Origin of the sequence: Micromonospora luteifusca (genome assembly GCF_016907275.1) — a bacterium.
Lineage (GTDB): Bacteria > Actinomycetota > Actinomycetes > Mycobacteriales > Micromonosporaceae > Micromonospora > Micromonospora luteifusca.
Map to the genome: position 1 here is coordinate 6,453,094 of NZ_JAFBBP010000001.1, position 19,103 is coordinate 6,472,196.

19 protein-coding genes are annotated in these 19,103 nt (G+C 71.1%); 8 read left to right on the forward strand and 11 right to left on the reverse strand.

Features of this window, described 5'->3' with window-relative positions; all coding sequences use genetic code 11:
- Window positions 1–61 precede the first annotated feature (61 nt).
- From JOD64_RS29050 to JOD64_RS29070, 5 genes are all read right to left on the reverse strand, one after another.
- Window positions 62–1,279 (reverse strand): ferritin-like domain-containing protein, encoded by a 1,218-nt coding sequence (locus JOD64_RS29050; RefSeq protein ID WP_204945176.1) that lies wholly within the window; start codon window positions 1,277–1,279, stop codon window positions 62–64.
- The gene (locus JOD64_RS29055; RefSeq protein ID WP_204945177.1) at window positions 1,276–2,121 is read right to left on the reverse strand and encodes a phosphate/phosphite/phosphonate ABC transporter substrate-binding protein; all 846 of its coding nucleotides are present in this window, start codon (window positions 2,119–2,121) and stop codon (window positions 1,276–1,278) included. Before JOD64_RS29055 ends, JOD64_RS29050 begins: the two co-directional genes overlap by 4 nt.
- Entirely contained in the window at window positions 2,121–3,290 is a 1,170-nt protein-coding gene (locus JOD64_RS29060; RefSeq protein WP_204945178.1) for an acyl-CoA dehydrogenase family protein, read from the reverse strand. Before JOD64_RS29060 ends, JOD64_RS29055 begins: the two co-directional genes overlap by 1 nt.
- A gap of 78 nt (window positions 3,291–3,368) precedes the next feature.
- Entirely contained in the window at window positions 3,369–4,316 is a 948-nt protein-coding gene (locus JOD64_RS29065) for an ion transporter (RefSeq protein WP_204945179.1), read from the reverse strand.
- A 50-nt stretch (window positions 4,317–4,366) separates the two neighbouring features.
- On the reverse strand, window positions 4,367–5,203 hold the full coding sequence (locus tag JOD64_RS29070; RefSeq protein ID WP_239559709.1) for an alpha/beta fold hydrolase: 837 nt from the start codon (window positions 5,201–5,203) through the stop codon (window positions 4,367–4,369).
- 62 nt (window positions 5,204–5,265) lie between these two features.
- Here JOD64_RS29070 and JOD64_RS29075 point away from each other — a divergent pair, with 62 nt between their 5' ends.
- Together JOD64_RS29075 and JOD64_RS29080 are read left to right on the forward strand one after the other, a co-directional pair.
- A complete protein-coding gene (locus JOD64_RS29075; RefSeq protein WP_204945181.1) occupies window positions 5,266–5,964 on the forward strand; it encodes a TetR/AcrR family transcriptional regulator in 699 nt (232 codons plus the stop codon).
- 143 nt (window positions 5,965–6,107) lie between these two features.
- Entirely contained in the window at window positions 6,108–6,467 is a 360-nt protein-coding gene (locus tag JOD64_RS29080; protein WP_239559710.1) for a hypothetical protein, read from the forward strand.
- An 83-nt stretch (window positions 6,468–6,550) separates the two neighbouring features.
- Here JOD64_RS29080 and JOD64_RS29085 read toward each other — a convergent pair whose 3' ends face one another.
- Window positions 6,551–7,408: an SDR family oxidoreductase gene (locus tag JOD64_RS29085; protein ID WP_204945182.1), complete on the reverse strand. Its 858-nt coding sequence runs from the start codon at window positions 7,406–7,408 to the stop codon at window positions 6,551–6,553.
- A 90-nt stretch (window positions 7,409–7,498) separates the two neighbouring features.
- Here JOD64_RS29085 and JOD64_RS29090 point away from each other — a divergent pair, with 90 nt between their 5' ends.
- Window positions 7,499–7,903, forward strand: coding sequence for a winged helix-turn-helix transcriptional regulator (locus tag JOD64_RS29090; RefSeq protein WP_204945183.1), 405 nt, complete (start codon window positions 7,499–7,501; stop codon window positions 7,901–7,903).
- A 21-nt stretch (window positions 7,904–7,924) separates the two neighbouring features.
- Here JOD64_RS29090 and JOD64_RS29095 read toward each other — a convergent pair whose 3' ends face one another.
- Window positions 7,925–8,902 (reverse strand): phosphotransferase family protein, encoded by a 978-nt coding sequence (locus JOD64_RS29095; RefSeq protein ID WP_204945184.1) that lies wholly within the window; start codon window positions 8,900–8,902, stop codon window positions 7,925–7,927.
- A gap of 280 nt (window positions 8,903–9,182) precedes the next feature.
- On the opposite strand from JOD64_RS29095, the gene JOD64_RS29100 reads away from it, so the two are divergent.
- Window positions 9,183–11,183, forward strand: a complete 2,001-nt coding sequence (locus JOD64_RS29100; protein ID WP_204945185.1) for a Xaa-Pro dipeptidyl-peptidase — start codon at window positions 9,183–9,185, stop codon at window positions 11,181–11,183.
- Between the two features lie 202 nt (window positions 11,184–11,385).
- Complete coding sequence (locus tag JOD64_RS29105) at window positions 11,386–12,885, forward strand: CehA/McbA family metallohydrolase domain-containing protein (RefSeq protein ID WP_239559711.1); 1,500 nt, start codon at window positions 11,386–11,388, stop codon at window positions 12,883–12,885.
- 112 nt (window positions 12,886–12,997) lie between these two features.
- Here the strand turns inward: JOD64_RS29105 and JOD64_RS29110 are convergent, their stop codons facing one another.
- Entirely contained in the window at window positions 12,998–13,606 is a 609-nt protein-coding gene (locus JOD64_RS29110; protein WP_204945187.1) for a MarR family winged helix-turn-helix transcriptional regulator, read from the reverse strand.
- A 114-nt stretch (window positions 13,607–13,720) separates the two neighbouring features.
- Here JOD64_RS29110 and JOD64_RS29115 point away from each other — a divergent pair, with 114 nt between their 5' ends.
- From JOD64_RS29115 to JOD64_RS29125, 3 genes are all read left to right on the forward strand, one after another.
- Window positions 13,721–15,322, forward strand: coding sequence for an LLM class flavin-dependent oxidoreductase (locus tag JOD64_RS29115; protein ID WP_204945188.1), 1,602 nt, complete (start codon window positions 13,721–13,723; stop codon window positions 15,320–15,322).
- A 63-nt stretch (window positions 15,323–15,385) separates the two neighbouring features.
- A complete protein-coding gene (locus JOD64_RS29120; RefSeq protein ID WP_204945189.1) occupies window positions 15,386–15,985 on the forward strand; it encodes an ArsR/SmtB family transcription factor in 600 nt (199 codons plus the stop codon).
- Window positions 15,982–17,241 carry an MFS transporter gene (locus tag JOD64_RS29125; RefSeq protein ID WP_307813777.1) on the forward strand — a complete coding sequence of 420 codons (1,260 nt, stop codon included), beginning with the start codon at window positions 15,982–15,984 and terminating at the stop codon, window positions 17,239–17,241. Before JOD64_RS29120 ends, JOD64_RS29125 begins: the two co-directional genes overlap by 4 nt.
- 213 nt (window positions 17,242–17,454) lie before the next feature.
- Here JOD64_RS29125 and JOD64_RS29130 read toward each other — a convergent pair whose 3' ends face one another.
- The 3 genes from JOD64_RS29130 to JOD64_RS29140 are packed head-to-tail and all read right to left on the reverse strand — an operon-like array spanning window position 17,455 to window position 19,023.
- Window positions 17,455–18,147, reverse strand: a complete 693-nt coding sequence (locus JOD64_RS29130; RefSeq protein WP_204945190.1) for an alpha/beta fold hydrolase — start codon at window positions 18,145–18,147, stop codon at window positions 17,455–17,457.
- 38 nt (window positions 18,148–18,185) lie between these two features.
- A complete protein-coding gene (locus JOD64_RS29135) occupies window positions 18,186–18,566 on the reverse strand; it encodes a VOC family protein (RefSeq protein ID WP_204945191.1) in 381 nt (126 codons plus the stop codon).
- Between the two features lie 34 nt (window positions 18,567–18,600).
- Window positions 18,601–19,023 carry an MmcQ/YjbR family DNA-binding protein gene (locus tag JOD64_RS29140; RefSeq protein WP_204945192.1) on the reverse strand — a complete coding sequence of 141 codons (423 nt, stop codon included), beginning with the start codon at window positions 19,021–19,023 and terminating at the stop codon, window positions 18,601–18,603.
- Window positions 19,024–19,103: the final 80 nt, after the last annotated feature.

Sequence of the window (19,103 nt, forward strand, 5' to 3'; positions counted from 1 at the left end):
AGAGGTCGCTGAACTGCCGTACCTCGACCCCCGCGCATGCCACGGCCGGCGCGGGGGTCGCTCACATGAAGTTGCGGGTGTGCAGGGCGGAGAGCGCGGCGGCCTCGTCGGGACGGAAACCCAGCCGGACCAGTCGGCGCTGGCGGCCCTGATCCATCGCGTGTTGCAGAGCCTGCACCCGATCGAAGCCGGCGGACACGTCGTCGGGGTGCCAGCCACCCGCCGCGAGCACCACCAGCGCGTCGAAGACGTCCGCGTTCAGGCCCGCGGTGTCGACGAGCGCGTCGTGGCGGCGGTGGATCGCCGCCCGCAGCCGATCCCGCAGCAGCGGATCTAGCTGCGCCTGATGCTCCAGGTGCGCCATGCCGAACACCACGTGCCGGCGCTCGTCCTGCATAGCGAGCCAACAGACCCGGCGCGTCACCGGGTCCGGGGCATTCTGGTGCAGGAACGACAACAGGTCGACGAAGCTGCCCTCACCGAGTACGGAGAGCAGGAACGAGGCCAGCGCGAAGTCAGACTCCGCGACGAGCGTGAAGAGCGAGTGCCGGCCGCCGGCTGACGACGTGCCCAGCTCGGTGCCCCGCAGCAGCGCCCGTCGGCTGAACACCTCCATGTGCCGCGCCTCGTCGGCCATCTGCACCGCGAGAAGCTGCACCACCTCACGGAAGTGCGGGTGGATGCGCCCCACGAACCGGGCCGGCACGACGAGCGCGGCCTGCTCGTTCTCGACCAGGTACGTCATCACCTGCACCACCGCGGCCTCGACATCGGCCGGCAGCGCGAACGGATCGGCCCACGGCACCGCGGTCTGCGGATCCCACTGTCGCGCGGCCGCCTGGGCGTACAGGTGCGGAGCGACATCGGCCCACACCAGGTCACGGTCGTCCAGGTCGAACCGGGCCTCGGGACCACCGGCTTCGAGCAGCGCGCCCCGGGCGCCGAGCCCCCACCGCGCCGGCGGGCGGCTGCTCAGTGCCGACGGAAGGGCGGGCCCGGCCCGCTCCGCGCCGAACCAGCGGTCGTCATCCGCCGTACCCCGGACGACCACAGCCACCAGCTCGCTCCGGTCGCCCAGGGCCGGCCATTCGACCCGATGACCCCGACCACGACACCAGGCGGGCAGGTGCACGGGCAACGCCGGGTCGCGCCCGGAGACCGCCAACCGGCCGCCGGGCGGCAGCCCCGCCAGAGCACGTTGGACGAGTAGGTGCGCTCCCCGGCCGAAGCCCAGGTCGCCGAGGTGGACCTCGACGTCGGCAGCCGGGGCCGCGCTCACGGCCGGTAGTCCGTGGCCGTCACCCGCCCGTCGGGCGAGAAGAACCCGGTGGCGTCGACCGCCCTGGCGAGGAGGTCATACCCCGTGGTGCGGCCGTCCTTCCAGGCCGTCAGCCCCTCCAGGTCGAGCAGCGGGCGCACCTGCGGATCGGCGTACGACATGCCGAGCAGAAGCGTCCCGAAGAGCCGGACCCCGGCGGACTCCGGCTGCCGGACCGTCATGTTGCAGTGGTCGTACCGGGCGGTCTGCGCGATGATCCGGGTGCCCTCGGGTGGCAGCGTGCCCTCCTGGACGAACGCCAGGTGGTTGGCGTCGATCATGCAGGCGGCGTCGACCTCGCCGGCCACCAGGGCGCGGGCCGCGTCACGCTCGCCGCCGATGTGATCGCCGTGCAGGCCGACGCCGACGTCGAAACGGCGCACGTCGACCTCGACCCCGGCGGCCGCGAGGTGACCCAGCGGAATCAGCGTCGCCTGTGGACTGTCGACCGCGCCGACGGCGACCAGCATCCCCGCGAGGTCCGCGACCTGCCGCACCGGCGAGTCGGCGCGGACCACCACGATCGAGGTGAGGTCCTGGTCGGTGTCACGCATCGTGAGCGCGCGGACAGCCGTGCCGTTGGCGGCCGCCAGTCGCTCGGCCCGCAGCCAGGCCAGGGGAGAGTTCCACGCCGCGTCGATCCGCCCGGCGACGAGATCCTCGACCTGTCGCTCGTAGTGCGAGTAGAGGACGAAGTCGAAGTCCAGGCCTCGCCCGCGCAGCCAGGCGCGGAAGCCCTCCCAGATGGTCACCACCTTGGGGTCGTACGCGACCGCGCCCATCAGGACGGTTGGCGTCGACATCAGCGATTGGCCTCGTCGAGCAGCGGCAGCCCGGTGGCGACGCGACCGACGAAGTCGTGCAGGGCGTCGGTGGTCGGGGCCATCACCCGGGCTGCGCGCGAGTCACGGAAACGGCGCTCAAGGCCCAACTCCTTGCGGAACGCGCTGCCACCGCAGAGTTGCATCGCGCCGTCGGTGACATCTGCGGCGGTCTCGCCGGCGAGCGCCTTGACCTGCAGCACCCGCAGCATCGCGTCGTCGCGGCCGGTCTCCAGCGCGGTGAGGGTGTCGCCCAGGAAGGCGCGCAGCGCCTCGGTGCGGATGATCAGGCGGGCGAGGTCACGTCGGGTGACGGGCGCGTCGCAGAGGGCGGCCCCGGTGTGCGTGAGCGTCGTCCCGGTGAGGTGCCGGCCGGCCTCGGCGACCGCGCTGTCGGCGAGACCGAGACAGAACGCGCCGTTGAGCACCAGGAACCAGGGGAGGACCGCGCCGAGCGCGGTGTCGAGCCCGGCGCCGTCGGCGGCGAGCATTGCCGCCGACGGGATCCGGAGCCCCTCGGCGGTCATCGGCCGGGAGCCGTTGCCACGCAGGCCGAGCCCGTCGAAGTCGCCGGTCACGCTCAGGCCGGCGCTGCCGGCCGGCACGAGCCACAGCGTCATCGGACCGGCGTCGGCGGACAGCGGGAGGCTCGACCAGACGTAACTGTCGGCCTCGCCGGCCGAGGTGACCCAGCTCTTGCGGGCGTCGAGGCGGACGCTGCCGTCGTCGTCGGCGCTGGCGGCGCCGGTCGGCGACCAGAAGTGGCTGCGCGAGCCGTACTCGGAGAAGGCCAGGGTGGTGAGATGACCGCCGGTGGCGATGGCCGTGCGGACCTCGCGCGGGCCGTGCGCCTCGATGACGGCGGTCGCCGCGTAGTGCATGAGCAGCACCATCGCCGTGGACCCACACTCGGCGGCGAGCCGTTCGATGACGTCGGCGGCCGCCCGCATGCCCTGGCCGCTGCCGCCGACCTCGGTCGAGGAGGCCAGGCCCAGCAGGCCGGCCGCGGCGAGGGCGTCGACCCCCGGCCGGGGGAAGGCGCCCTCCCGGTCGACGGTCGCGGCCTGCGGGCGGATCACCTCGTCGATGACCGTGTCGAGCCGGTCTGCGAGATCGGTGTCGGATTGAATGTTGTCGACACTGGTCGTCATGTCGGTGTCCCTTCAGCCAGACCGGGTGGGACCGCCGTCGAGACTATCCGAACTGGAGGACGCAGCGCGAGCGTCGGATTACCGTCTGGTACGGGCGCCGTCCCGGTGGGGCCGTCCGTGCCCGTCGTCCCGGTCGATCCGCAGCTCCCGCTCCAACTCGGCGATGACCGCCCGCAGGTCGTCCAACCGTTGGGTGATCGCGATGCGGTCCACCTCGTCCGGTACGCCGTCGCCGTCCTCGTCGTAGTCGGGAGCCAGTCGCTCGGTCATCTCCAACCGGCGTGCCTCCTCCATCGAGTTGACGATGACCGCGATGAGGATGTTGAGCAGCAGGTTGACGGTGACGATCACGTAGCTGACGTAGTAGAGCAGCGTCCACGGCGAGATTGCCATGCCCTGCTCGATGAGGTCCGGCAGCGTCTCCAGCGACAGCAGCACGAACAACGTCAGCAGGGAGCGGCCGATGTCGCCGTACTGTTCCGGATACCTGCTGCCGAAGATCAGCCAGCCGGCCATGCCGTACACGTAGAGCGTCACCACGGCCAGGGCGAGGAAGCCGGTGACGCCCGGCAGGCTGCGCCACAGCGCGGAGACGATGGTCCGCAGGCCCGGCGAGAACCGCACCAACCGGACCATGCGGGCGACCCGTACGACGCGGAGCAGTGCTGGGTCGCCGTGCAGGCCCGGTATGAAGATCGCCGCGATCACCACGAAGTCGAAGACGTTCCAACCGTGCCGGAAGAAGTCCTGCGGACGCTTGCCGTAGGCCGCCAGCCGGACGCCGATCTCGACGACGAAGACGGCGCGGAAGAACAACTCCAGCCAGTGCAGTGCCGCGCCCGCCCGGATCAGGCCGTCGTACGTCTCCAGACCGAGGACGACCCCGTTGGCGAGGATGAGCACGACGATGACGACCTCGAACGGGCGCGCCCCGGCGAGCCGGGCGCAGCGGTCAGCCCAACCGGATCGGTGGTGCGCGGACGGAGCCGGCTCACCTCGCTGGGCGGGCACGGGGGCGGCGGGCATGCCCGCCAGCCTAGCCAAGATCAATGACCGTGGGTGATCGCGCGACCCGCTCAGGCGTGGCTCGTCCGCTCCGGCGTCACGGGGGCCGCGAAGAAGTCGGCGAGCGGGTCGACCATCCTGGGGTACGCCCGGTTGATGGCGTCATGACCGCTGCGCGGAATCGTCAGTGTCCGGGCCCGCGGCAGCGCGCGGGCCAGCGCAGCGTTCAGACCCGGGTAGTAGGGCGGGCCGTCGGCACCACAGGCCAGCAGCACCTCGGCGGTCACCCCGGCCCACTGGCTGGCCGGACCGTCGTGTGCCCGGATCAGCGCCGATTCCTCCAGCGTCATCGGCAGCAGTTCGGCCATGGTCCGGCCGATCTGCGTACGCATGAACGCGCGAATGATCGCGATTCGTACACCGAGCGGAAGCTTTCCCGCCGCCATCTGTGGATTGACCCCGGCGGCGGTGATGGCGAGGCCCCGGGCGATGTCACCGGCCCGCAGTGCCGCCTGGGCGGATGCGAGCCACGCCGACGGGAACCTGCCGTCGATGCAGATCGCGGCGTCGTAGAGGGCGAGCCGGTCGATCGGCAGCCGAAGCGCGGCCTCCAGTGCGATGAAACCGCCGGAGCTGTGGCCGATGACGTTTCCGGACCCGGTGTGCTCCAGCACCACGGCGAGGTCGTCGATGTCCTGTTCGAAGGTGTAGGGCATCGACCGGGGTGGCGCGTCGGCCCGTCCCCGTCGGTTGTAGAGGTGCACGGTGAACCGGTCGGCGAGCGTCGTCGCCAGCCGGCGGTAGACGTCGATGGTGACCCCACCGCCGTGCACCACGACGATCCCGGGCCCGTCTCCGGTGGAGTGCAGCACGATGCTCGCGCCGTCCCGTGCGTTGATCCGCTCCATGATCGTCCACCCTTCCGCGAGGACAACAACTGCGAACGACGTTTGCAGTTTACAGTAGATCAGTGAGCGACGCATCCACGAAGGCCGACGACGACGACTCCACCCGGCAGCCGATCTGGAGCAGGCCCGAACGCGGCAGCCGTGGGCCCGCTCCGGCGCACAGCCGGGACGCCATCGTCGTGGCCGCCATCGCCCTGGCGGACACCGAAGGGCTTGCCGCGGTGTCGATGCGGGCTGTCGCCGGCGCGCTCGGCACCGGAGCCGGGTCCCTCTACCGCTACCTGTCGTCGCGCGACGATCTCCTGGACCTGATGACCGACCGGGTCGTGGGGGAGTTGCGGCCGTATCCCGAGGCCGAGGGGGGCTGGCTGGACTCGATGCTGCTGTTGGGCCGCCGGCAGTTGGCGCTGCACCGTGCGCACCCGTGGCTGATCGAGGTGAGTCACCGGCCGTCGGGTGTCGGCCCAGAGAGCCTGGCCTGGTTCGACAACTGCATTCGAGTCCTGGAGCCTGTGCGCGCCCCTGTCACCGCCAAGTTCGAGGCGATCGCGATGATGAGCGGCGTGGTGACCCTCTTCGCCCGCAGCGAGGCCGCCTCCGAAGCGTTCAGCCTCGCCGGTGCCGACCTCGGGGCGTACCCGCACCTGGTCGCGGCGTTCAGCCAGCCCTCCGCGCCCGCGCCCCGAGCGGACCTCTTCGAGCGGACCCTGCGCGGTCTGCTGACCGGTCTGCTGCTCGCCGAGCCGTCCGACCCGGACTGACGGGACCGGCACCCAGGTGGTGTCGGCCGTACCGTCCTCCGGCGCGGCCCCGGCTGGTCTACGTTTTCGATGGTGGACGGGACCGGCCGGTGCGCGTCGTTGGACGACGAGAAGGTCGCGCGTGAGCTGGTGAGAGGTGCGCGATGTCAGATTCTGATCTTGCCGGCCTGCGGGAGCGGGCCGCGAACGGTGACCGGGACGCGGTCGACCAGCTCGTCGAGCTTGCTGGCGAACGGGGTGACCTGGCGGAGCTGCGCCAGCTCGCGGAGAGCGGCAACGCCGACGCGGCGGCGCAGTTGGTCGAGCTCGCCACCGAGCTTGGCGACATGAAAGAGCTGCGGCGTCTCGCCGACCGGGGCGACCGGGACGCGGCCGATCAGCTCGTCGAATTGGCGGCAGAGCGGGCGGACGTGGGCGAGCTTCGACGGCTTGCCGACGGGGGCAACCGCGACGCGGCCGACGTGTTGGCCGAGCTCACCGAAGAGGAGGACGAGGAAGAATAGTCGGCGCGCCACGGCCGACTGCCGGGCGGGCGACGAGACGTGGATCCCGCGGCCCACCCGGTGTCGACGTGGTCGACGGCGGGTCAGGCCTGCGCGGCCCGGATGGCATCGCGCAGCGGGGTGCTCGGCCGGCCGATCAGCCGGCTGAGGTCGTCACTGTCGGTCACCAGCTCACCGATGGCGATCGAGTGGTCGAGCGCGGCGACGAATCCGGCGGTGCCCGCGTCGAGCCCGACGCCCTGCAGGGCCGAGGCCAGCTCGGCGGCCGACAGGTCCTGGTGCACGACCGTGGTGCCGGTGACCTCCGTGACCGCATCGGCCAACTCGTCGAAGGTGAACGCGGTGCCGCCCAGCTCGTAGACGGCGTTGCCGTCCTCCTCGCGGGTCAGCGCCGCCACGGCGGCCTGCGCGTAGTCGGCCCGGGTCGCCGCGGAGACCTTGCTGCCACCGGTGGCACCGAGGATCGTGCCGGACTTCAGGTACTGCGGCAGCTGGTCGGTGTAGTTCTCGGTGTACCAGCTGTTGCGCAGCACGGTGTGGGCCAACCCCGACATGGCAAGGACCTCCTCGGTGGCCTTGTGCTCCGGGGCGAGCGGGTTCGTGGTGGTGTCGGCCTTCAGGATGCTGGTGTAGATCAGGCGCTCGACCCCGGCGAGCTTGGCCGCGTCGATGACCGCGGTGTGCTGCGCGACGCGCTGGCCGGGAGTGTTACCGGAGATGAGCAGCAGGCGGCGTACGCCGGCCACGGCGCCGGGCAGCGTCGACGGGTCGTCGTAGGTGGCCTTGCGGATCTCGACCCCGCGCGCGGCCAGGTCGGCGGCCTTCTCCGGGCTGCGGACGATGGCGGCGATCTCGGCGGCGGGTAGGCCGGTGTCGAGCAACTGCTCGATCACCAGGCGGCCGAGCCGACCGGTGGCGCCGGTGACGGCATAGGTGGGCATGGGGAACCTCCGTTAGTGCGGTGGCAGATCTGCAGGCACTTACGAATCTACAGCACCGGCTCGTAGGTAAGCTTGGGGTAGGCTGGTGAGGTGAGCGACAATCCGTCCCAGCACCCGGCGGGGCCTACCCAGGAACTCGTCAGCGATGTCTTCGCGCGGGGCTGCACCTCCCGTGCCGCCTTCGAGGACGTCACCTCGAAATGGGCCTCGCTCGCCCTGCTGGCGCTCGGTGAGAGCCGCTACCGGTTCAACGCGCTGCGTCGTCGCATCGACGGCATCAGCGAGCGAATGCTCTCCCAGACCCTGCAGACCCTCGAACGCGACGGCATGCTCACCCGCGAGGTGCTCACCGCGATCCCACCGCGCGTCGAATACTCGCTGACCCCTCTCGGCGCCCGGGTCGCCGAGCAGTTGCGCGGCCTCGCCGACCTGCTGGAAGCCTCGGTGCCCGAGTTGCAGACCGCCCGCGACACCCATGAGCGCGACCGCGCCTAGCCCGCTGGGTGGGGTGCGGCGTCAGAGCGGGGCGAGCGCTTTGGCGATGTTCCGTTCGGCGAGGTCCAGCATCCACTGCCGGTTGGGGAAGTCCGTGGCAGCGATACGCAGTGGGCCCTCGATCAGGGACAACACCTGCGCGTACCGGTAGAGCTCGAGCCGGTGAGGGTCGAGGTCGACGGGGCGCAGTGCCGGGTACGCGTCGCCGAAGCGCATCTGGAGCCAGGCGTGCTCCCACTCGACGTCGAAGTACGTCAGACCCTCGATGTCGATCATGGCGGGTTCGTTGGCGCGCGTGACGAGTACGTGGTCTGGCCCCAGTTCGCCGTGTATCAGCCCGTACGTCTGTCGTGCGGTCACCGCGCTTCGGAGGTGACGCACGTGGGCGGCGATCCGGTCGTGTGCGTCCGCGAGCCGAACGTCGCCGGTCGCCACCGCGTCGAGATGACCGAGCGCCCGGTCCGCGATGATGTCCTCCGCGCATCGAGTCGGGGATGCGTCTCCGCGGATGATGGTCGCGAGCTTGCCGTAGTGCGGGCCGAGTGTGGTGTGCATGCTGCGCAGGGCGTCACCGAGCGCGGACAGAACAGTGGCGGCTGCGGCCGGGTCGCGGCCCAGCAGCACTTCGAGCGTCAGTTCACCGACGTCCTCGACCAACGCGATGTCGAAGTGGAGATAGCGGCCGTCGCGGTCGAGCATGAGCAGCCGCGGGATCCGCACGCCCGCGGCGGTGAGGGCCTCATGGTTGATGGCGAACAGTTCCGCGCCCGACGCGTCGGTGAACGGGTCGTCCGGGACGGTCGGCGACGGTGGCCAGTAGTTCTCGCCGGCTGCCCACACGTAGAGGACCACGCTCGTCTGGTCGTCGAGCCGAAGTCGGTAGACACCCTTCTTGCTGCCGCCGGTCAGCCGGTCCAGAGCAGTAAGTCTCCGGGCGCTGCCCAGCTGCTCCGCCACCAGGTCACGCACATCGTCCGGCCGCAGGAACGCCCGTGTCACGTCCGTCTCCTCCCGTCACAGGGCGTGCACTACGCGCCACGCCTCAGGCGTGCAGTGTTTCGCGCGGCGGCACCCGTAGCTGGCGTGGTAGCGGGCGGTGAACCTGCTGTGGCTGGCAAACCCCCATCGACTGGCGATCGCCGAGACAGTCTCCTGACGGGGATCGGCCCGCACCAGGTCGTGGTTCGGGTCCGCCGGCTGGCGCCGGGATCGGCACTAGGCAAGAGGGCCATCGATGCGATGGAATGTGATCCACGCGTCGCGCCCTGGGAGGACACCCATGACGTCTGCTCCGTCGTCCGTCGGCACCCGCGCGCGGGTCGCCAGCGTCCTGGTCGGCCTGCTGGTGGCGGCGCTACCCGCCGCCCCGGTGGCTGCCTCTCCCGGGACCGGGTCCGCGGCAGCCCAGGCCGAGTCGGCGGCACGCCACCGCCCGGTTCCGCCGCACGTCGTGGGTGACCACACCGTCCCGGCCTACTCCTACGCCGACGCGATAAGGGAGAGCGTCTGGGTCCAGACCCGCGCCGACAGCGACGGCGACGGCGTACGAGACCGGGTGGCCGTGGACCTGGTCCGGCCTCGGGAGGCCGCCGCCGCAGGGGTCCGGGTGCCGGTCATCATGGACGCCTCGCCCTACTACCTCTGCTGTGGCCGGGGCAACGAGAGCGAGCTCAAGACGTACGACGCGGCCGGCGTGATCGCCAAGGCGCCGCTCTTCTACGACAACTACTTCGTCCCGCGCGGGTACGCCTTCCTCGCCGTGGACCTCGCGGGCACCGCCCGCTCGACCGGCTGCGAGGACGTCGGCGGCCCGGCCGAAGTGGGCAGCGCCACGGCGGTGATCGACTGGCTCAACGGGCGGGCTCGCGCCTTCACCGCCGACGGACGGCCGGTGAGCGCTGCCTGGAGCACCGGACAGGTCGGCATGATCGGCAAGTCGTGGGATGGCTCGGTCGCCAACGGGGTCGCCGCCACCGGGGTGCCGGGGTTGGCCACGATCGTGCCGATCTCGGCGATCTCCAGCTGGTACGACTACATGCGTTACCAAGGTGTCCTTCGGTCCACCGACTATCCCGGCTTCCTGCACTCGTACGTCAATGGCCGCGACGACGACGCCTGCGCGGACACGCTGGCCCGGCTCCGCGCGGACAGCGCCGAGGAGACCGGCGACCACAACAGGTTCTGGGCGCAGCGCGACTACCGGCCCTCGGCCGACCGGGTCCGGGCCAGCGTGTTCGTGGCGCACGGCCTCAACGACCTGAACGTCACGACCAACCAGTTCGCCGGCTGGTGGCAGGAGTTGGCCGACGAGGGCGTGCCCCGCAAGCTCTGGCTCTACCAGGCCGGCCACGAGGACCCGTTCGACGTGCGGCGCGCCGAATGGGTGGCCGCGCTGCACCGTTGGTTCGACTACTGGTTGCAGGGTCTGCGCAACGGGGTGATGGACGAGCCGCGGGTCGACCTGGAGACCGCTGCGGGTGTCTGGACGACACAGCGGGACTGGCCGGCCCCCGGCACCCGGGACGTCCGGATCGCCCTCGGCGGCGGCGACGGCGTGACCGGCACCCTCGGTGGTCGCGGCGCGCGGCCGGGCCAGGAACGGGCGTACGTCGACGAGTCACTGACCGAGGCCGAGTTGGTTGCCGAGCCGAGCACGGCGACCGCCGGCCGGTTGGTCTTCCTCTCCGGCGCGCTGACCACCGCGTTGCGGATATCCGGCAGCCCTTCAGTGCGGCTGCGGATCCGGGTGGATCGGCCCACCACCGAGCTGACCGCCCGGCTGGTCGACTACGGCACCGCCGAGCGAGTCCAGTACGGCAGCTCGGAAGGGGTGCGAACGCTGGACACCGAGTCCTGCTGGGGAGCCTCCACGGACGCCGACGATGCCTGCTACCGGGACACCGAGGAGATCACCGAGGTCTCCGACCACGCGGTGCTGACCCGGGGTTGGCTCGACGCCGCACACCACCGCTCGCTGCGCTTGCGCACCCCGCTGCTGCCGGACCGGTGGTACACCGTGACCGTGCCGCTGAACGCCTACGACGCGGTGCTGCCTGCCGGGCACGTGCTCGGCCTGATGCTCGGTCAGAGCGACCCGGAGTTCACCGAGACCAACGACCGGGACGCCACGGTCCGGGTCGACCTGGGCCGCAGTGAGCTGATCCTTCCGATCGCCGGCCGTGCCGGCCTGCCCGTGATCGACGACGCCCCGCCGGTACGCACCGCGCCCGCCGATCCGTCGGCCGCCCGGACGGCCCGCGACACCCGGCAGGTGCCCTGACCCGGCCGGGCGCGGTCCCGATCGGGCACCGCGCGCGGTGGGGTTGTCACGCGCTGCTGCCCCGGCTAGGTCTTTCGGCCGGCCGGGGCAGGGTGTTCATCGTGGGCACGAACCTCGTACGACCGGTGTTCACCACCTTCTTCAAGGCTCCTTGATCGAAAGAGCATTCGCTTGATCGAGGAGAGGCTCTCACGTGAGAGACATGCAACCCGAAGAGACCGAGCGCGCGCAGCTGTCGCGGCGCAAGCTGGTCAAGTACGCGGGCATCGGCGCGACGCTGGCCGCAGCCAGCCCGCTGGTTGGGGCCAGCGCGGCGTGGGCCGACGAGGACCGCCGGCCGGGTGACGACACGGGTGACCGGGGCAACTCCAAGAACCGCGTGTGGCGCGCTGGTGACCACCACGTCCACTCCGAGTACAGCGGCGAGTTCGACACCACGAAGTCGCCGATTGTCTTCCACAAGGGCGCGGACGCGGTCTACCCGATCGTCACCAACGCCATCATGGCGAAGAACTTCGGTCTGACCTGGGCGATGTGCACCGACCACGGTGGACCGACCCACTCGAAGGTGAACATCGAGCAGGCCTACCCCGATCTGCTGCGGTCGCGCAAGCTGGTCCCCGAGGTGCTGCAGTTCTGGGGCATGGAGTTCGACGCGCCCTCGCTGGACCACCACACGCTGATGATCCCGCGGCACGACGACGAGGCGAAGCAGCTCTTCGAGTTGGAGAGCCGGTTCGCCAAGTACGACGCGTTCCCCACCGATCCGGCCCGGGACACCGAGGCCAAGATGGTGGAGTTCCTCAAGGTCGCCCGTGGCATGCCGCACAAGCCGCTGGTGATCGCCCACCACGCGTCCCGCTCGGCGCCCGGCCTCGGCGTCTACGGCCAGGACACTCCGCGCGAGTTCCGCAACGGCAACAACGCGGCGCCGGACGTCTACATCGGCTTCGAGGGTGCCCCCGGCCACCAGGCCGGTCCGCTCAACGGTGGCGCGCGGGGTGGGTACGGCAACCACCCCACCTACGGCGGGTTCGACCAGATGACCGCTCGGGTCGGCGGGTTGTGGGATTCGCTGCTCGGCGAGGGCCGGCGCTGGTGGATCACCGCGACCTCGGACTCGCACGTGCACTGGACCCGCGGTGGCTCCGACTTCTGGCCGGGCGAGTACAGCAAGACGTACGTGCACGCCCGCCAGGACTACGGCGACATCATGGACGGCCTGCGCAACGGTCGGATCTTCGTCACCACCGGTGACCTGATCCGCAACCTCGACGTGACCGCCAAGTCCCAGGGCAAGACCGCCGAGGTGGGCGAGACCATCACCGTCAGCCGGCGTAGCCGCACCGATGTCGAGATCGAGATCAAGTTCCGTCCCCTGGGCGGCGTGAACGGCAACGGTGACCGGCCCGAGGTCCGCCGGGTCGACCTGATCGTCGGCCAGATCACCGGCCCGAGCGCCAACCTGGACGCCGACACCAACCCCACCACCAAGGTGGTTGCCCGGTTCGGCCCGCGTGACTGGCGTCGGCAGGGCGAGGACTACGTCATCCGGCACACCCTGCGCAATGTCGAGGCCGACACCTACGCGCGGGTGCGGGGCACCAGCACCGACGAGGCCGAGCCGCTCGCCGACGGGCTGGAGAGCCCGTGGGACGACCTGTGGTTCTACTCGAACCCGGTGTTCGTACACGTGGGCTGACCACCGCGGTAGCGGTACAGCGGGTCCGTCCGGCATCACTCGACGCGCGGCGTCGGGCGGAGCCGGGCGGGCCCGCGTCGCGTTTGCCCCGTGGTTGCGGCCGTCCCCGGGGTCAGTCGGTGCTGCTGCGCCGGCTGCGGCCTCGCGGGGTGGCGGTGCGCCCGCCCCGGACGGCCGCGGCGCTGGTCCGGCTCGCAGCGGGCGCCGTCGGTGCCGTTGCCGGCTGCACCTGTGCCACCACCTCGCAGAGGTCACGCAGTGGGTCCGCGGCCTGGGCCGAGCAGGCGACCCGCTGGAGCAGTGCCCGCAGCGTCGCCGACTCGGCTGGCGCGAGCGCCCCCAACAGGTGTGACTCGACCCGCCGCAGCGCCAGGCGCCGTTGCTCCCAGGAGGCGCGGCCGACGTCGGTGACGTCGACCAACCGGTTGCGTCGGTCGGCCGGGTCCGCCCGGCGGGCGACGAACCCGGGCCGTTCCAGGTCGTCGATCAGGTACGTGAGGACGGTGCGGTCGATGCCGAGCTCCTCGGCGATCGCGCCCTGGTTTCGGGCCGGCCCGTTGATCGCCGCGGTGAGCACCTGGTAGCCGCGAGGGCCACCGGGGAAGTCGGTGAGCGCGTGCTCGGCCGCCCGGACGTAGCCACGAAAGACGATCCCGAGCATCCAGCCCAGGTCGTCGTCGAGCGGATCGGGCCGGTCCGGCCGTCGGGTGGCATCCGTCATCCCCCAACAATAGCGCAGTGACGCAGACCTTGTTGGCAGAAGATGTTCTGTATGGCATAAGGTTTAGGTCATGACGCATCGCCCGACGCGTCGCGTGAAACGGGAGGCTCGCAGATGAGCGACTACGGCCATGACCTGGTCTTCGGATCGTTCGTCACCCCCAGCGGTGGCGATCCGGGCCGCACCGTCGGCGTCGCCGTCCTCGCCGAGCAGGTCGGGCTGGACCTGGTCACCTTCCAGGACCACCCCTACCAGCCAGCCTTCCTCGACACCTGGACGCTGCTGAGCTTCGTCGCGGCCCGGACCAGCCGCGTGCACGTGGCGGCGAACGTGACGAACCTGCCCCTACGCCCGCCGGCGGTGCTCGCCCGCAGCGTCGCCAGCCTGGACCTGCTCAGCGGCGGCCGGGTCAGCCTCGGCCTCGGCGCGGGAGCGTTCTGGGAGGCCATCGAGGCGATGGGCGGCCGACGGTTGACTCCCGGGCAGGGCGTACGAGCACTGGAGGAGGCCATCGAGGTCATCCGGCAGCTCTGGGACGCCGAGGCGCGCGGCGGAGTACGTGTCGACGGCGAGTTCTATCGGGTGCTGGGTGCCAAGCGTGGGCCGGCTCCGGCACACGCGGTGCCGATCTGGCTGGGCGCGTACAAGCCCCGGATGCTCCAGCTCACCGGTCGCCGGGCCGATGGCTGGCTGCCCTCGCTGGGCTACCTTCAGCCCGGTGACCTGGCCAAGGGCAACGCGATCATCGACGACGCCGCGCAGCAGGCCGGCCGAGCCCCGCAGGACGTGCGTCGGCTCCTCAACATCGCCGGCACGTTCTCGGCCAGAGGGCGGGGCGAGCTCAACGGGCCGGCCGAGCAGTGGGTGCAGGAGCTGGCCGAGCTGGCGCTGGGCGAGGGCGTCAGCACCTTCATCCTCGCCAGCGACGACCCTGACGACCTGCGCCGGTTCGCCGGCGAGGTGGCCCCCGCGGTGCGCGAGCTGGTCACGGCCGAGCGCGACCGCAGCGCGGAGCCGGAGCGTACGCCGGAGCCGGAGCGTACGCCGGAGCCGGAGCTGGCACCGCAGCCGACGGCCGCGCCCCCGGTGCGGCCGAGCCGCGCAACCGTCACCGGCGGTGCCTTCGCTGTGGTGCCCACCCCCGACGATGGCGTGCGGCGCAGCGACCAGCAGGTCTGGGACGAGTCGACCCGACCCACCGGTCCCGCGCCCGATCCGAACCGCACCTACACCCCACACGAGCAGGCCACCGGTGCGCACCTGGTGCAGATCCACGACGGCCTGCGCGGCGAGCTGGCCCAGATTCACGATCTGATCGAGCAGGTGGCGGCCGGCGAGATCGACGCGGGTGCGGCACGGTCCCACATCAACACGATGACGATGCGGCAGAACCGGTGGACGCTGGGCGTCTACTGCGAGTCGTACTGCCGCATCGTCACCACCCACCACACGATCGAGGACCAGTCGTTCTTCCCCCGGCTGCGGGCGCGTGACCCCCGGCTCGGTCCGGTCGTCGACCGGCTCGAGCAGGAACACCACGTCATCCACGACGTACTGGAGGGTGTCGACCGGGCCCTGGTCGCATACGTCGGATCCCCGGACGGCCTCGCCGAGTTGCGGGCGGCGGTGGACCTGCTGACCGACGCCCTGCTGTCGCACCTCAGCTACGAGGAGCGTGAGCTGGTCGAGCCGTTGGCCCGGCTGGGCATCGCCTGATCGTCGCGGTGCCCGGCGCGGTTCGGGGTTGCCCATACCAACGTGAGAGACTACTTTCGAAACATGTCTCTCAAGAATCCGTACGGGGATTTCGAGATCACCGAGCCGCAGGCGCTGCGGGCGCTGGCCCACCCGGTGCGGCTGGCCATCCTCGACCGCCTCCAGCGGCACGGCCCGGCCACCGCCACCGGGCTCTCGCCGCACGTCGGCGCCACGCCCTCGGTGGTCAGTTGGCACCTGCGGCACCTCGCGACGTTCGGCCTGGTCGCCGACGCGGAGGGCACCACCAGCAAGCGCGAACGCTGGTGGCAGGCAGCCGCCCGGGGCTTTCGCTTCACGCTGCCCGACGACGCCGAGGGGCAGGCCGCGGCGCGTCAGCTGCGCGGCGAGATGTTCGCCCGGACCGCCGAGGCGCCACAGCAGTGGCTCCTGCACGACGAGCCCCGGCTGGACGACGAGTGGCGCGGGCTGGCCGGGGTGGCCGACACCCGATTCGTGGCCACCCCGGAGGAACTGCGGCAGCTGGAGGCCGCGATCGAGGAGTTGCTCGCCCCCTACGTGCGGCGCAAGGAGGACGACGCCTCGCCGGCCGGCGCCCAACTCGTCCGGATGCTGCGCTACCTCCTGCCCGAGCCCGGCGACGACGATCCGGCCGCGTCGTGACCGCCACCGGCACCATCGCGCCCCCGCCGGCCCTGCACCGCGACCGGCGGTTCCGCACCTTCTGGCTCAGCGAGACGATCTCCCAGTTCGGTGATCGGATCAGCGAACTGGCCCTGCCGCTGATCGCCGTCACCCTGCTCGCCGCGACGCCCGTGCAGGTCAGCGTCCTCACCGCGTTGATCTGGCTGCCCAACCTGCTGGGCCTGTTCCTGGGTGCCTGGGTGGACCAACGCACCCACAAGCGACGACTCCTGATCATCGCGGACCTGGTCCGCGCCGCAGTGCTGCTCAGCGTGCCGGTGGCCTACCTGTTCGACGCGATCACCCTCAGCCAGCTCTACCTGGTGGCACTGCTCACCGGCGTCGGAGCGGTGCTGTTCGCCATGGCGCGTCAGGCGTTCTTCGTCGCCCTGGTGCCGCGATCGGCGTACGTGGACGCGACCAGCAAGCTCAGCATGAGCCGGTCACTGTCCTTCATCGCCGGTCCAGCCGTCGGCGGTGGGCTGGTCCAGGCGCTCAGCGCGCCGGTCGCGATGGTCGTCGACGCGGTGTCCTTCCTCGGCTCCGCGCTGCTCCTCAGCCGCATCCCGGTAACCGAGCCGCCGCCACCGCCGCGTCGGACGTCCACTCTCGGCCTCGTTCGCGAAGGGCTCGCGCTGGTGCTGCGGCACCCGGTGCTGCGGGCCGCGCTCGGCTGCACCAGCACGGTCAACTTCTTCACCTTCATCATCAGTGCGCTGCTGGTGCTCTACGCCAGCCGCGAGCTCGACCTGTCGGCCGGCGCGATCGGCGTCGCCTTCGGCTTCGGAGCACTCGGCGGGCTCGCCGGCGCGGCGCTCGCCCCACGGATCTCGCGCGCCATCGGGCTGGGCCGTACCGCCATGATCGGCGTGGTGCTCTTTCCCGCGCCGCTGGCGCTGACCGCGCTGGTGTCCGGACCCACATGGACGAAGGTGGCCATGCTGGCGGCCATCGAGCTGGTCTCCAGCGTGGGGGTGATGCTGATGGACGTGAACCTGAACGCCCTCCTCACCGCCGTGACACCTGACGACGCGCGAGGACGCCGGGCAGGCGCCTACAGCGCCGTCAACTACGGCATCCGACCGCTTGGCGCGCTGGTCGGTGGTGCGTTGGGCACCACCATCGGGCTGCGGCCCACCCTGGTCGTCGCCGGCCTGGGCGGCGTGCTCGCCGTGTTCTGGTTGCTCATGTCGCCGGTGCGCCACATCAGGACCCTCGACGAACCGGTCTCCTGACCCGCGCGGGCGCTCACCTGAATGAGCGACATACCTCAAAGTCATGAATATGCCACCGAGGTATGTCGCTCAGGACCGATCCAGTCGGCAACCGAGCGGAGCAGGCAGTCACCGAGCCGAACCGACTGCCACGCTCGGCCCGGATGGCATCCGATGCCCCGTCGAACCGGGCGCGCTGTCGAACCGGGGGCACCGACGCCCACCCGGCAACGCTCAGGCGGCTTCGGCCAAGAGCAACCGGGCCAGCTCGGTGGGCTGAGAGAACATCGGCCAGTGGCCGGTCGCCATCGTGACCAGCCGCCAGCGGTCGCTGGTCAGCAGCTTGGCCACGGTGTCGTTGGGCTCAGGCCCGTCGAGCAGGCACTTGATGTACGTCGCCGGGAGGTCACCCAGTGCGCCGGTCAACACGGCCGGCTCGGTCAGCGTGGCAGCCGGATGCCCAGTGGAGCCCTCGACGAGCCGTGTCACCTGCTCCTCGGTGAGCCCCTGACCGTCGAACTCGGCCGCACCGAGCGGCGGCCAGTAACCGTCGTCGGTAATCAGCGCCTCGAACGCCGCCTGACCCTGCCACCAACCCGACGCGAACGACTCGCCGTCGACCGGCACCTCCGAGTCGACGAATACCACCCTGGTCAAGCGGTCGCCGATCCGCTCGGCGGCCTGACCCACCGGGATGCCCGAATAGCTGTGCCCGACCAGCACCACGTCGCGCAGGTCCCGGCGCTCGATCTCGTCGACAATGTCCTGCACGTGGGTCTGCTGCCCAGCCGGCACGCCCCGTTTGTCGGCGAGGCCGGAGAGGGTCAGTGGGTGAGTGCCGTGGCCGGCAGCCCGAAGTGGCGACACCACGTCGGCCCATGCCCACGACCCGAGCCATGCCCCCGCCACCAACACGTAATCAGCCATGGCCGGAGCCTAACGCCGACCTGCGACAGGTCGGCGGGTCACGACCAGGTGCGGGCCTCGGCGGCGAACACCTCCGGTGGACTCTCCACCGGTAGCACGCAGAGCAGGTGACCACCGGGTGCCCGCAGGATCCGGCATTCGAGCCACTGCGACACCTCGGTGGCGCCCAGGGCCAGCAGACGCGCGGTCTCGGCTGGCACGTCGTCGGTTTCGATGTCCAGGTGGAAGCGCGGTGCGTCGTCGACCGCCTGAACCGCGGTGACCAGCCCCGGCAGCGCCTCATGCAGGCCGATGAACTGCGGTTCAGCCGGAACGGGCCGGGTGCTGACGCCGAGCGCCGCCGACCAGAACTCCGCCGCCCGGGCGGCCTCCGCCTCGGGAGTGTCGATCAGCAACGCGTACACGCGGCTTCTGTGCATGCACGGCAGAATATCGAGGATGCGGGGCCAGCGCTCAACCGATGGGCGGGGGTGGAGGGCCGACCAGGGCGGCGAGCCGCTTCGGGGCAAGCACGCAGTAGCTCTCGGTGAGCAGCTCGCCAGCCTCCTCCCAGTCGGTGTCCCCGTCCAGGATCATGCCCATCACGTTCGGGCCCCAATCCGGTTTGTAGAAGGGGTGCCCCGTGGCGAGGATGCCGGCGATCTCGTCGAGTGGCGACCGGAAGGTCAGCAGGCAGGCGGGCTGGTCGAGTGCGGCGGCCCGTGCGTGCACCGGCTGGCGATCGGGGTCGACGGTGTAAACGTGGGCGATGGTCCGCTTGCGGATCCGCCAGCGGGTGCCCACCCAGGCGGCCTCCTCGTAGGTCTCCGGCAGCCCGAGGCAGATCGGCCGCAACCGGTCGAGGATCTCGGGTGGAACGTCTCCGGGTGCGCTCACGGGCAGCGACGTTAGCCGGCGGGTGTGACAAGTTCCGCTCGTCCAAAGCGCCCCACGCCGGTGGTGCCCGCCGTGTCGAT

Coding starts and splice junctions, on each gene's coding strand:
- JOD64_RS29055 (WP_204945177.1), bottom strand. CDS start 2,121: ATGTCGACGCCAACCGTCCTGATGGGCGCGGTCGCGTACGACCCCAAG.
- JOD64_RS29060 (WP_204945178.1), bottom strand. CDS start 3,290: ATGACGACCAGTGTCGACAACATTCAATCCGACACCGATCTCGCAGAC.
- JOD64_RS29065 (WP_204945179.1), bottom strand. CDS start 4,316: ATGCCCGCCGCCCCCGTGCCCGCCCAGCGAGGTGAGCCGGCTCCGTCC.
- JOD64_RS29070 (WP_239559709.1), bottom strand. CDS start 5,203: ATGGAGCGGATCAACGCACGGGACGGCGCGAGCATCGTGCTGCACTCC.
- JOD64_RS29080 (WP_239559710.1), top strand. CDS start 6,108: ATGTCAGATTCTGATCTTGCCGGCCTGCGGGAGCGGGCCGCGAACGGT.
- JOD64_RS29085 (WP_204945182.1), bottom strand. CDS start 7,408: ATGCCCACCTATGCCGTCACCGGCGCCACCGGTCGGCTCGGCCGCCTG.
- JOD64_RS29100 (WP_204945185.1), top strand. CDS start 9,183: ATGACGTCTGCTCCGTCGTCCGTCGGCACCCGCGCGCGGGTCGCCAGC.
- JOD64_RS29105 (WP_239559711.1), top strand. CDS start 11,386: ATGCAACCCGAAGAGACCGAGCGCGCGCAGCTGTCGCGGCGCAAGCTG.
- JOD64_RS29110 (WP_204945187.1), bottom strand. CDS start 13,606: ATGACGGATGCCACCCGACGGCCGGACCGGCCCGATCCGCTCGACGAC.
- JOD64_RS29115 (WP_204945188.1), top strand. CDS start 13,721: ATGAGCGACTACGGCCATGACCTGGTCTTCGGATCGTTCGTCACCCCC.
- JOD64_RS29120 (WP_204945189.1), top strand. CDS start 15,386: ATGTCTCTCAAGAATCCGTACGGGGATTTCGAGATCACCGAGCCGCAG.
- JOD64_RS29130 (WP_204945190.1), bottom strand. CDS start 18,147: ATGGCTGATTACGTGTTGGTGGCGGGGGCATGGCTCGGGTCGTGGGCA.
- JOD64_RS29135 (WP_204945191.1), bottom strand. CDS start 18,566: ATGCACAGAAGCCGCGTGTACGCGTTGCTGATCGACACTCCCGAGGCG.